We start from the raw sequence: 11,670 nt of genomic DNA on the forward strand, positions 1-11,670 counted from the left end.
ACGTTATCGATAATCATTTTCATTGTCATCTAGCTGGCCGCCCTTCCGGCGATCGCCCTCCCGATTGCGAGCCCACCGTGCCCCGCACCCCCACGACCGCTCCCGCCCCCGCGCGGACCATCCACGACCGCCGCGGCGCCAGGGCGCGCCGACGCCGACGCGCCACCGCGACCGGCGCGGCGCTGGCCAGCGTGCTCACGCTGACCCCGGCCAGCGCGCAGCCCGCCGCGCACCCCGCGACCGCCGCCCACCCGCCGCTGGCCTTCGGCCCGTGCCCGGCCGACGTGCCCGCCCCGCCGCAGGGCGAACGGGTCGAGTGCGGCACGGTGCGGGTGCCGCTGCACTGGGACCGCCCGGCCGGGCCCACCATCGCCGTCGCCGTCTCCCGCGTCCGGGCCTCGGGCACCGCGGCCGAGCGGCGCGGCGCACTGCTGGTCAATCCGGGCGGGCCCGGGGGCGCGGGCCTTTCGTACGCGGTGACCAAGCGGGCCAAGCTCCCTGAGCCGGTGCGCCGCGCGTACGACGTGATCGGCTTCGACCCGCGCGGCGTCGGCCACAGCGCGCCCGTCCACTGCGGTGCGATGGGCGGCCTGTTCGACCTCCCGGGCGCCGACCCGATACCCCGCGGCGCAGCGGCCGAGCGCCGTCACCTCGGCGCGCTGCGCCAGTTGGCCACAGACTGCGCAGCGGGTGCGGGCGAGGCACTGGACGCGCTGTCCACGGCGGCGACGGCGCGGGACATGGACGCCATCCGGGCCGCCATCGGCGAGCGGCGTACCCACTTCCTCGGCGTCTCCTACGGCAGTTACCTGGGGGCCGCCTACGCGGCGCTCTTCCCGCACCGCACCGGCCGCCTGGTCCTGGACAGCGTGGTCGGCCCCTGGGACTGGCACGACTTCGACGTACGCCAGGCCACGGACCTCATCGACCAGCGCCGGCGACTCTTCCGGTGGTGGGCGGGCGACGCCGACAGGTACCGCCTCGGGGAGACCTCCGGACAGGTGGACGCGGCCTACCGGCGGGCGCGCGCCGCTCTCGCGTCGGCCCCGGTGGACGGTTTCGGCCCGGCCGAGTTCGACCGCGCGGTCTACCGGGCCCTGGCCCGCACCGAACGCTGGGCCCCGCTCGGCGACGGCCTGCGCGACTACCTGCGGACCGGCTCCGTCGCCGGGCTGCGGCCCGCGGCCCCGTTCGACGGCCCGGCCTCACGCAACTACGAGGCGGCCAATCGGGTCGTCAAGTGCGCGGACGGCCCCGGCCCGAGCCCCCGGCAGGTCATCGCCGACCTGCGCGACCTGCGGCGCCGCGACCGAGATCCCGTACTGGTCGGTCTGGAGGCCAGCGCCTGCGCCTTCTGGCACCACCGGCCCCGCCACCGCACCCCGCTCGGCGGCCGGCTCGCCACGCCGCCGCTGCTGGTGGCCAGCGAGCACGATCCGATCACTCCACTGGCCGGCGCCCGCGCCCTGGCTTCCACCCTGCCGGGGGCGCGCCTGGTCACCCTGCGGAACGACTACGCGCACGGGGTCTTCGCCAGCCGGGGCAACCCGTGCGTGGACCGGGCGGTGACCGGGTACCTGCTCGCCGGCACCCTCCCCGCAACCGACCTGACCTGCCACGGCGCGGGCCTGCCGGCGCACGAGGGGCGCTAGCCGCCCCGGCCCGCAGCCCCGCGCGCGACACGCGGCCGGACGGGAAGCGGCGCCCGCCACCTGCCGGGTGGTAGGGATGGCGCGCTCCCCCGTGGGGCGAAGGCGAGGAGTGAGAGGCATGGAGTGGTTCACGGCCGATGGCTACTGGTGGAGCCGGCTGGTCTTCCAACGCGCGCTGGCCGCCCTGTACCTGACGGCGTTCCTGACCGCGGCCCTCCAGTTCCGGGCGCTGCTCGGCACGCACGGGCTGACCCCGGTGCCGCAGTTCGTGGCCCGGGTGCCCTTCCGTGCGGCGCCCAGCCTCTTCCACTTCCACTACAGCGACCGGGCGTACGCGGCCCTCGCCTGGGGCGGGGCCGCGCTCGCGGCGCTCGTCCTGGCCGGCGGTGCGGACGCGGTGCCGCTCGCGGCCGGGATGGCGCTGTGGGCCGCGCTGTGGGTGCTGTACCTGTCGATCGTGAACGTCGGCCAGACCTGGTACGGGTTCGGTTGGGAGTCGCTGCTGCTCGAAGCGGGATTCCTCGCCGTCTTCCTGGGCAACTCCCGCGTCGCCCCGCCGGTCCTGGTGCTCTGGCTGGTGCGGTGGCTGCTGTTCCGGGTCGAGTTCGGCGCCGGTCTGATCAAGATGCGCGGCGACCGCTGCTGGCGCGAGCTGACGTGCCTGGACTACCACCACGAGACCCAGCCCATGCCGGGCCCGCTGAGCTGGTTCTTCCACCATCTGCCGGCGCCGCTGCACCGGGTGGAGACCGCGGCCAACCACGTGGCCCAACTCCTGGTGCCGCTCGCCCTGTTCACCCCGCAGCCGGTGGCCTCCGTTGCCGCCCTCGTCATCATCGGCACCCAGCTCTGGCTGGTGCTCTCGGGCAACTTCGCCTGGCTCAACTGGCTCACCATCACGCTGGCCGTGACCGCCGTGGACGGCGACCTGATCGGCGACCTGTCCGGCGCCGGCGCGCCACCTGACCGCGGCACGCCACCGGTGTGGTTCACGGTGCTGGTGCTGGCGGTCACGGCACTGGTGGCGGTGCTCAGCTACTGGCCGGTGCGCAACCTGTTCGCCAGGCAGCAGCGGATGAACGCCTCCTTCAACCCGCTGCACATCGCCGGCGCGTACGGCGCCTTCGGCAGCGTCAGCCGACACCGGCGCGAGGTCGTCATCGAGGGCACCGACGCCCCGCCCGGCACGGCCGACCCACAGTGGCGGGCGTACGAGTTCAAGGGCAAGCCGGGCGATCCGCGCCGTCTGCCGCGGGCGTGCGCGCCCTACCACCGGCGGCTGGACTGGCTGATGTGGTTCGCCGCACTGTCACCCTCGTTCGCCAGGCCGTGGTTCGCCCCGCTGGTGGGCAAACTGCTCGCCGGCGACCGGGCGACGCTACGGCTGCTGCGCGGCAACCCGTTCCCCGACGCGCCACCGGCCCAGGTGCGGGCCAGGCTCTACGCGTACCGCTTCACCACCTGGGACGAGCTGCGCACCACCGGCGCCTGGTGGCACCGCACCCCGATCGGCGCCTTCCTGCCGCCGGTCACCGCCCAGTCGCTGGAGGCCACGGCCCGCCGGGCCGGCCTTGCCCCGCCCCATCACGAGCGGTGACCGGCCGGCGGGCCGACACCCCGTCCCGCGGATCCGACCCCCGCGGCCCCCGCCAGCGCGGCGTCAGGGCAGGTCGCGGGCGCCGAGGCGGAGGTGCTCGATGTGGTAGACGGCCTCGTCGAGCAGTTGGGCCACATGGTGGTCGTAGAGGCTGTAGACGATCCGCCGGCCCTTGCGGGAGCCGGTGACCAGGCCGAGGGCGCGGAGCAGGCGCAGTTGGTGGGAGACGGCCGACTGCTCCATGCCGACGGCCTCGGCCAGTTCGGTCACCGGGCACGGGCCCTGGCGCAGCCGGGTGAGGATCATCAACCGCGACGGCGTCGCCAGGGCTTGGAGCGTGGCGGCGATCGTGGCGGCGGAGTCCGCGTCGAGGAGTTCCACCGGGGTGGTTTCGCCCTTGGCGCCGCCTGTTCCGTGTCCCATGCGGGTCATCGTAACCACGAGTTTCGGCAAACATCTGAAGACCTCTTCATGTATTCGGCTATGGTGAGTGCATCCACCCGCCATCGCCCGCGAAGAGGTACGCCGCCATGGCCACCCAGCTCGTCGACGAGCCCCACGCCCCTTCATCCCCCGACGCCGCCGCCGGCGCCCCGCCGCCGCGCCGCACCCCGGTGGCCGCGCTGCCGGAGGTGCGCTGGGCGGCGCTGGCCACCCTCGCCTTCGTCCTGGCGCTCCCGCTGGACCTGGCCGGCGCGCCCGGCTGGGCGTGGGGGCCGCTGTACGCGGTGTGTTACGCGGCAGGTGGCTGGGAGCCGGCCTTGGCGGGCCTCGTGGCACTGCGCGAGCGGACGCTCGACGTGGACCTGCTGATGGTGGTGGCGGCGCTCGGCGCGGCGGGCATCGGCCAGTTCCTGGACGGCGGGCTGCTGATCGTCATCTTCGCCACCTCGGGGGCGCTGGAGGCGCTGGCGACCCGGCGGACGGCCGACTCGGTGCGCGGCCTCCTCGACCTGGCCCCGGCCACCGCCCGTCGGCTGGCCCCGGACGGCACCGAGCACCGGGTGGACGTCGCGGAGCTGACGGTGGGTGACGTGGTGCTGGTGCGACCGGGCGAGCGGCTGCCCGCCGACGGCGCGGTCACCGATGGCGCCAGCGACGTGGACCAGGCGACCATCACCGGCGAGCCGCTGCCGGCGCCCAAGCGGCCAGGCGACCCCGTCTTCGCCGGCACGCTCAACGGCACCGGCGCCCTGCGGGTGCGGGTGGAGCGCGACGCCGGCGACTCGGTCATCGCCCGGATCGTGGCGCTGGTGGAGGAGGCCAGCGAGACCAAGGCGCCGACCCAGTTGTTCATCGAGAAGGTGGAGCAGCGCTATTCGGTCGGCGTGGTCGTGGCCACGCTGGCGCTGTTCGCCGTGCCGCTGGCGCTCGGCGCGCCGTTCACCGAGACGTTGCTGCGGGCCATGACGTTCATGATCGTGGCCTCGCCGTGTGCGGTGGTGCTGGCCACCATGCCGCCGCTGTTGTCGGCGATCGCCAACGCCGGGCGGCACGGCGTGCTGGTGAAATCGGCCGTGGTGATGGAGCGCATCGGCGAGGTCGACCGGGTGGCCCTGGACAAGACCGGCACGCTCACCGAGGGGGCGCCGCGGCTGGCCGCGGTGCACGTCGTCGGGCCGGTGCCGGGACGGCCCGCGCGGGCGGCGGCGGGCGCGACAGGCGCGGCGGGCGCGGAGGCGGAGGCGGCTCCGACGGGCCCGGCCGGCGTCTCCCCGGCGGACGCCGCCCTGGCCCTGGCCGCAGCCGCCGAGCAGCCCAGCGAACATCCGCTGGCCCGGGCCGTGGTAGCGGCGGCACGGGCCCGCGGCCTGGCCCTGGAGCCCGCGCACGACTTCGACTCCGCCCCCGGCAGCGGGGTGCGCGCCCAGGTCGCGGGTCAGCGGGTACGGGTCGGCAGCCCGGCCGCGACGCTCGGCGAGGCAGCCGACGGCCGGGCGCCCTCGGGCCCGGCGCCCTCGGGCGTGTCGCAGGGGGGCGTACCGCCGGTGGGTACACCCACGGCGGCTGTGCCACCGGCGGGCGTGTCCCCCGTGAGCGCGGACCCACCCGGGGCGGCGGAGGCGCGGCAGGTGGCGGAGGCGCACCGGATGGTGGCGGCCGAGCAGGAGGCGGGCCGTACCGCCGTCGTCCTCACGGTGGCCGACCGCCCGGTCGCGGTGCTGGCCGTCGAGGACCGTACGCGCGCGGGCGCGGGCGATGCGGTCGCCGCGCTGCGCCACCTCACCGGCGCCGAGCCGGCCCTGCTCACCGGCGACAACGAGCGCGCCGCGCACCGGCTCGCCGCCGACACCGGCATCACCGACGTACGCGCCGACCTGCTGCCCCAGGACAAGGTCGCGGCGGTCCGCGGTTGGCAGGAGGCCGGGCACCGGGTGCTCGTGGTCGGCGACGGAGTCAACGATGCACCGGCGCTGGCCGCCGCGCACAGCGGCCTGGCCATGGGCCGCGCCGGCTCCGATCTGGCCCTGGAGACGGCCGACGCGGTGGTCGTACGCGACGAACTCGGCACGGTCCCGGCCGTGGTGGCACTGTCGCGGCGGGCCCGCCGGGTGGTGCGGCAGAACCTGGTGATCGCCGCCGTGTGCATCGGGGCGCTGGTGATCTGGGACCTGGCCGGCCACCTCCCGCTGCCGCTCGGCGTCGCCGGCCACGAGGGTTCGACCGTGCTGGTCGGCCTGAACGGGCTGCGGCTGTTGCGCGAGGCGCAGTGGGGGCGGGGCATGACGGGCCGAGAGGGCTGAGGGTTGATGGGGTGGGGCGGGGCGGCCGGCTGCGGTCATTGCGGGGGTGCGGCCGTCCGCGGGTCGGTGGTGGCGTACGAGGTGGCCGCGGCGGCGAGCGGCCACCCGCGGGCGCGGAGGGCGGGGCACCGGGCGTGGAGTGTGCGGCGCATGGCGCGGGATGCGCCGCACAGGATGCGGGGCGCAGAGCGTGGGGCGCGAGGCGTGAGGCCGCGGAGCAGTGGGCGTGGCTGAGGTGCGGGCCGGGGCGGTTCGGGGCAAGCTCGACGACGAAACCTGGGCGTCGGTCCGGACGACGGCGGCGCCGGCCGACGCGACGGGCGGCCGGGAGGCGGGCCGCGGCCGTGCGCCCCACCGTCCAGACCGCCGCAACCGCCGCGACCCGCGAGGGCAGAGCACTGACCACCAACGGCCCGGCCGCACGGCGCCGGGGGCGACCGCCACGGCTGTCCCGGGAACGGATCGTCGCCGCGGCCCATCAGATCCTGCGTACCGAAGGCACGGCGCAGTTGACGATGCGCCGGCTGGCCACCGCACTGCACAGCACGCCGACGGCCCTGTACCACCACGTGGCGGACAAGGACGCGCTGCTGGTCTCGGTTCTGGAACACGTGGCGCGCACCCTGCCCCGCCCCGACCTGCCCGCCGACCCGCGGCAACGGGTGCTGGCGGCCTGCACCCTGATGCACGGGGCGTTCCTGGCCGACCCGTGGATGGTGCCGATCGTCGCCCGCAGCGCGCCGGTGGGCACGTCGGCCGGCTGGCTCACCGAGGAGGTCGTGGCCGCGCTGACGGAGCTGGGCCTGAGTGACGAGCGGGCCTTCTGGGCCTGCCAGACCCTCTGCTACTTCACCGCCGGCCAGGCCCTGTCCACCGCGCCGGAGCACCGCTCGGACGACGGCCCGCCGCGCCCGGACTACGTCGAGGCTGCCACGTCCGACCAGGAGTCACCCCCGCTCCCCCACCTGACCCAACTAGCCGACCGCTCCCGCCAGTTGACGGACACGTACAGCTACCAACTCGGCGTCACGCACATCGTGGACGGGGCTCTGGCACAGGGTGGTTAGCTCACGGGCCGAACCACCTCGGCGCGTGGCAGAGCAGGACGGGGGCGCCCCGGTCCGCGCCGCGGCCCCGCCCCGGTGAGACCGCCGTGGCCGGCCCGTCCAGCCGCCTGGCGCACCCGCGCAACGGCAGCGCAGCACCAGCGGGTGCGGCGCCAGCGGGAGAGCGCGGCAAGTCCTGCCGGGCCTCGTTGACCATCGCCCAGCACTCGCCCGACCGTACGAACGCGGTGCCCACCGCCGCGCCGGTCCCCCACGCCCACCTCCCGTAACGACCGCGCCCCCAACGACCGCGCGCCGGCCGGAGCCGCCTGGGCGGTCCGACCGGCGCGCGCCGGTGCCGTGCTGCTGGGGAACGATCAGTCGGTGCCCAGGACGGCCTTGACCGCCTCGCGCGCCTCCTGCGGGGTGTCGGTGGCCAGGGCGGCGCGGGCCGCCTCCTGACACGCCTGGAGGGTGTGCTGGGCCAGCGTGGCGCGCACCCGCGGGATGGCGTTGGGGCTCATCGACAGGCTGGTGACGCCGAGGCCGGTCAGGACGCAGGCCAGCAGCGGGTCGGCCGCCGCCTCGCCACACACGCCGCAGCTCTTGTCCTGCGCCTGCGCGGCCTGCGCCGCGGCCTGCACGAGGTCGAGCAGGGCCGGCTGCCACGGGTCCTGGAGCCGGGCCAGCGAACCGGTCTGCCGGTCGGCGGCGAACGTGTACTGCGCCAGGTCGTTGGTGCCCAGCGAGAGGAAGTCCACCTCGCGCAGGACGGAGCCGGCGCGCAGCGCGGCCGACGGGATCTCGACCATCGCACCGACCTTGGCGGGCAGCCCGACCTCGCGGCAGGCGGCGGCGAAGGCCGCCGCGTCGGCCCGGTCGGCCACCATCGGCGCCATCACCTCAAGCTGCACCGACAGCCCGTCCGCGGCCCGGGTGAGCGCCTCAAGCTGGCCCTTGAGCACCTCGGGGTGCTCCAGCAGGGTGCGCAGACCGCGCACGCCGAGCGCCGGGTTCGGCTCCTCGGCCGGGGTCAGGAAGTCCAGCGGCTTGTCGGCCCCCGCGTCCAGCGCCCGCACCACCACGCGGGCGTCCGGGAACGCCTCAAGGACCTGCCGGTACGCCTCCTGCTGCGCCTCGACCGAGGGGGCCTGCTTGTGGTCGTCCAGGAAGAGGAACTCCGTCCTGAACAGCCCCACGCCCTCCGCGCCGGCCTCGACCGCGGCGGCCACGTCGCCGACGCCGCCGATGTTGGCCAGCAGCGGCACCCGGTGGCCGTCGCTGGTGGCGCCGGGGCCGCTCACCGCGGCCACCGCGGCGCGGCGCTGCTCGGCCCGGGCGATCAGTTCGGCGCGGCGCTGCTCGTCGGGCTCGATGACGACCTGCCCGTCGGAGCCGTCCAGCGCCACGGTGGTGCCCTCCACGAGCTCCCCGGCGCCGGGCACCGCGACCACGGCCGGCACGCCGAGCGCCCGCGCCAGGATCGCGCTGTGGCTGGTCGGCCCGCCCTCCTGGGTCACGAAGCCGAGCACCAGCGCCGGGTCGAGCAGCGCCGTGTCGGCGGGCGCCAGGTCACGGGCGACCAGCACGTACGGGTGGTCGCTGTCGGGCACGCCCGGCATCGGCACCCCGAGCAGCCGGGCCACCAGGCGGTTGCGCACGTCGTCCAGGTCGGCGACGCGGCCGGCCAGGTACTCACCGGCGCCCAGCAGCAGCACCCGGTAGGCGGCGAAGGCGTCGTAGACCGCGCGCTCGGCCGTCCCGCCGTCGGCGATGCGCCGCTCGACGTCGGCGGCGAGCTCCGGGTCGCGCGCCATCAGGGCCTGCGCCTCCAGCACGGCCTGTGCCTCGCCGCCGGCCAGGTTCCCCCGCGCGATCAGGTCGGCGGCCACCCACTCCACGGCCTGCCGCGACCGCGCCTGCTCGCGCTCCACCTCGTCGGCGGCGATCGTGCGCACCGGCGGTTCCAGTACGGCGGTGCCCATGTGGCGCACCTCGCCCACCGCTACCCCGTCGCTCACCCCGACGCCACGCAGCACCGTCTCCATCAGACCCATCTCCCGTTCCACCGATGAAACCCCCGCATCCGCACCCGCGCCCGTTTCCGCGGACACGCCGACGCGGGGCGGTCGTCCCGCCCCGCTCTGCCGCGGGTGGCAACCGACCACCCGCCCGCGATCTACTGCCAGCGGAAGAGGACGCCCTGCGCGGCGACCTCCCCGTCCTCCACGACGTCGCTCAGCGCCTCGGCGGTGGCCTCAAGGGCGACCACCGGGCACACCGGCGACTTGCCGGCCGCTTCGACGGCAGCCGGGTTCCAGCGCACCACCGGGTCGCCGGCCTGCACCGTGTCGCCCTTGGCCACCAGCAGCTCGAAGCCCTCGCCATTCAGCTGAACGGTGTCGATGCCCAGGTGCGTGAGCACCCCGTGGCCCTCGTCGTCGACGACCACGTACGCGTGCGCGTGGAGCGAGACGATGACGCCGCTGACCGGGGCGACGGCCACGCCCTCCTCGCGGGCCGGGTCGATGGCGGTGCCCGGGCCGACCATCGCGCCGGAGAAGACCGGGTCGGGAACGGCGGCGAGACCGATGGCACGCCCGGCCAGGGGGGACAACACGAGGGTCATGGGAAGCCTTTCAACAGCGAGGGTGGGGTGGTACGAGCACGGTGGCGGCCGACCGGCGCAAGTCGCCGGCCCCTCGACCGCCACCGTGGTGGGACATGGCTCAGTGGGTCTCGGTGACCTTGGCCAGCGCGCGGGGCGAGTCCGGGTCCTGGCCGCGGGCGATGGTGACCTCGTACGCCAGCATCTGGAGCGGCAGGATCTCCAGGATGGGCTGCACCTCCTCGGCGACGCCAGCGGTGGGCAGCGCGAAGCCGGCGGACGCCTTGGCGGCCTCGGCCTCGGTGCCGATCACCACGAGGTCGGCGCCGCGGCCACGGAGCCGCTCAAGCACCGGCTGGAGCGCCTCGCCGCCGCGCCCGTCGGTGACGATGGCGATGACCGGCGAGACGTTGTCGACCATGGCCAGCGGGCCGTGCAGCAGGTCGGCGCCGGAGTAGGAGAGGGCCGGGATGTAGCTGGTCTCCATCAGCTTCAGCGCGGCTTCCTTGGCGGTCGGGTAGCCGTAGCCGCGGGAGGTCAGCACCATGCGCTCGGCGAAGCGGTAGCGGCCCGCGAGGACGCGCACCTCCTCCTGCCGGTCCAGGACCTGCCGGGCCAGGTCGGGCAGGACCTTGGCCGCCGCGCCGTCACCGCCGGCGAGCCCCTCCACGAACAGGTACAGGGCCAGCAACTCGGCGGTGTAGGTCTTCGTCGCCGGCAGCGCCTTCTCCGGGCCGGCCAGCACGTCGATGTGGTACTCGGAGACCTGGGCCAGCGGCGAGTCGGCGTTGTTGGTGACGGCGAGGGTGATCGCACCGGCGTCGCGCGCGGCCCGGGTGGAGGCCACCAGGTCCGGCGAGCCACCCGACTGGCTGACGGTGATCACCAGCACGTCCCGCAGGTCGGGCTTGGCCTCGTACGCCGTGGTGGTGGACATCGAGGTGAGGCCGCACGGCAGGCCGAGCCGGATCTCCAGCAGGTACTTGGCGTAGAGCGCCGCGTTGTCCGAGGTGCCACGGGCGGTCAGCAGGACGAAGCGGGGGTTGCGACCCGCGATGGCCTGGGCCACCTCGCGGATGCGGGGCGCGCCCTCCTCCAAGATGCGACGCAGTACCTCGGGCTGCTCGGCCATCTCGCCGGCCATGATCCGGCCCGGACGATCTTCGTGCTGAGCGGCAGTCGTCGCCGACATGTAGGTGCCTCCCATTGGGCGCTGTGAAGCGCGGATGGTGATCTCCCGCGCGTCTTATTTGTACCCCGTACCGCTTCAGAGGTCTAGTCCACTCCCCCGCGTGGCGCGACGGTGCCCTGACGGGCACTCTGCGTGTGGGTCAACACCCGCCCACAGGGCACCAGTCGACCTCCGCTACCCCGTTCGAGTGCCCGCCGGTGCGGGTGAGCCGGGGGCCGGCGACGTGACCGCTGGGCACGGGCCGCCGTTGGCCCGGTGTGACGACGACGCGGCGTGCCACTTCATACCACCGCCGACGCCCCCTGCGCTCCCCGACGGAGGCGAAGGCCACGTGTACAACGGGTGCGGAAACGGTTCGGCTCACCCAGCAACCTGCGCCGACCGGCGTGCCGGCCCCGGTCCCGGCGCTGATCACCACGCCGGTACGGGTCGCGCCGGCCCCCGCAGCGCCCCTCCCGACCGGCCTTGCTGCTTCCTCCTCCGCCCTCTCCCCCGTCTCCCCCGCCCGGGCGGCACGGGTCTCCGGCGCCCCGGCCCCGCTGCCGCGCCCGCCGGTCCCGACGACTGACGTGCCGATCTACGCGGAGCTCGCGCAGCGCTGGGGCGCCGCGGGGCGGGCGGTGCCTGGCGCGTACGACGAGGAGTGGCAGGCGTTGGCCGGCGGGCCCGCCTGGCCGCGGGAGGAGACGGGCCGCAGGACGGGCCAGGCGGTGGATGCCCCCGGGCGCCCGGCCTCCGCGCAGGGCCGGTCGGGCGGCGGCCCCGCAGGCCGCGACTGAGGCGACCGGGCCGGCCCCACAGGCCGGTGCCCTCGCGGGCGCCGGGACGGCC

9 protein-coding genes are annotated in these 11,670 nt (G+C 75.6%); 5 read left to right on the forward strand and 4 right to left on the reverse strand.

The window, feature by feature from the left end:
• Window positions 1-77 precede the first annotated feature (77 nt).
• Together ACMA1D_RS20580 and ACMA1D_RS20585 are read left to right on the forward strand one after the other, a co-directional pair.
• Complete coding sequence (locus ACMA1D_RS20580; protein WP_414725477.1) at window positions 78-1,652, forward strand: alpha/beta hydrolase; 1,575 nt, start codon at window positions 78-80, stop codon at window positions 1,650-1,652.
• 118 nt (window positions 1,653-1,770) lie between these two features.
• Complete coding sequence (locus tag ACMA1D_RS20585) at window positions 1,771-3,249, forward strand: lipase maturation factor family protein (protein WP_414725478.1); 1,479 nt, start codon at window positions 1,771-1,773, stop codon at window positions 3,247-3,249.
• Window positions 3,250-3,312: 63 nt separating this feature from the next.
• Here the strand turns inward: ACMA1D_RS20585 and ACMA1D_RS20590 are convergent, their stop codons facing one another.
• Window positions 3,313-3,672, reverse strand: a complete 360-nt coding sequence (locus tag ACMA1D_RS20590; protein ID WP_349993731.1) for a metalloregulator ArsR/SmtB family transcription factor — start codon at window positions 3,670-3,672, stop codon at window positions 3,313-3,315.
• A 107-nt stretch (window positions 3,673-3,779) separates the two neighbouring features.
• On the opposite strand from ACMA1D_RS20590, the gene ACMA1D_RS20595 reads away from it, so the two are divergent.
• Both ACMA1D_RS20595 and ACMA1D_RS20600 read left to right on the forward strand, forming a co-directional pair.
• Window positions 3,780-5,993: an HAD-IC family P-type ATPase gene (locus ACMA1D_RS20595; RefSeq protein ID WP_414725479.1), complete on the forward strand. Its 2,214-nt coding sequence runs from the start codon at window positions 3,780-3,782 to the stop codon at window positions 5,991-5,993.
• A gap of 344 nt (window positions 5,994-6,337) precedes the next feature.
• Window positions 6,338-7,060 carry a TetR/AcrR family transcriptional regulator gene (locus tag ACMA1D_RS20600; RefSeq protein WP_414725480.1) on the forward strand — a complete coding sequence of 241 codons (723 nt, stop codon included), beginning with the start codon at window positions 6,338-6,340 and terminating at the stop codon, window positions 7,058-7,060.
• Window positions 7,061-7,416: 356 nt separating this feature from the next.
• Here the strand turns inward: ACMA1D_RS20600 and ptsP are convergent, their stop codons facing one another.
• The 3 genes from ptsP to ACMA1D_RS20615 form a co-directional block, all read right to left on the reverse strand.
• Entirely contained in the window at window positions 7,417-9,087 is a 1,671-nt protein-coding gene (ptsP, locus tag ACMA1D_RS20605; RefSeq protein WP_414725530.1) for a phosphoenolpyruvate--protein phosphotransferase, read from the reverse strand.
• 131 nt (window positions 9,088-9,218) lie between these two features.
• Window positions 9,219-9,668: a PTS glucose transporter subunit IIA gene (locus ACMA1D_RS20610; RefSeq protein ID WP_414725481.1), complete on the reverse strand. Its 450-nt coding sequence runs from the start codon at window positions 9,666-9,668 to the stop codon at window positions 9,219-9,221.
• 100 nt (window positions 9,669-9,768) lie between these two features.
• The gene (locus ACMA1D_RS20615; protein ID WP_414725482.1) at window positions 9,769-10,839 is read right to left on the reverse strand and encodes an SIS domain-containing protein; all 1,071 of its coding nucleotides are present in this window, start codon (window positions 10,837-10,839) and stop codon (window positions 9,769-9,771) included.
• Between the two features lie 386 nt (window positions 10,840-11,225).
• On the opposite strand from ACMA1D_RS20615, the gene ACMA1D_RS20620 reads away from it, so the two are divergent.
• On the forward strand, window positions 11,226-11,618 hold the full coding sequence (locus ACMA1D_RS20620) for a hypothetical protein (RefSeq protein ID WP_414725483.1): 393 nt from the start codon (window positions 11,226-11,228) through the stop codon (window positions 11,616-11,618).
• Window positions 11,619-11,670: the final 52 nt, after the last annotated feature.

The organism is Streptomyces sp. 796.1 (genome assembly GCF_047525675.1).
GTDB lineage: Bacteria > Actinomycetota > Actinomycetes > Streptomycetales > Streptomycetaceae > Streptomyces.

What these genes read in the sequence shown, in the direction of transcription:
- ACMA1D_RS20595 (WP_414725479.1), top strand. Translation starts at nt 3,780, where the DNA reads ATGGCCACCCAGCTCGTCGACGAGCCCCACGCCCCTTCATCCCCCGAC.
- ACMA1D_RS20585 (WP_414725478.1), top strand. Translation starts at nt 1,771, where the DNA reads ATGGAGTGGTTCACGGCCGATGGCTACTGGTGGAGCCGGCTGGTCTTC.
- ptsP (WP_414725530.1), bottom strand. Translation starts at nt 9,087, where the DNA reads ATGGAGACGGTGCTGCGTGGCGTCGGGGTGAGCGACGGGGTAGCGGTG.
- ACMA1D_RS20590 (WP_349993731.1), bottom strand. Translation starts at nt 3,672, where the DNA reads ATGGGACACGGAACAGGCGGCGCCAAGGGCGAAACCACCCCGGTGGAA.
- ACMA1D_RS20615 (WP_414725482.1), bottom strand. Translation starts at nt 10,839, where the DNA reads ATGTCGGCGACGACTGCCGCTCAGCACGAAGATCGTCCGGGCCGGATC.
- ACMA1D_RS20610 (WP_414725481.1), bottom strand. Translation starts at nt 9,668, where the DNA reads ATGACCCTCGTGTTGTCCCCCCTGGCCGGGCGTGCCATCGGTCTCGCC.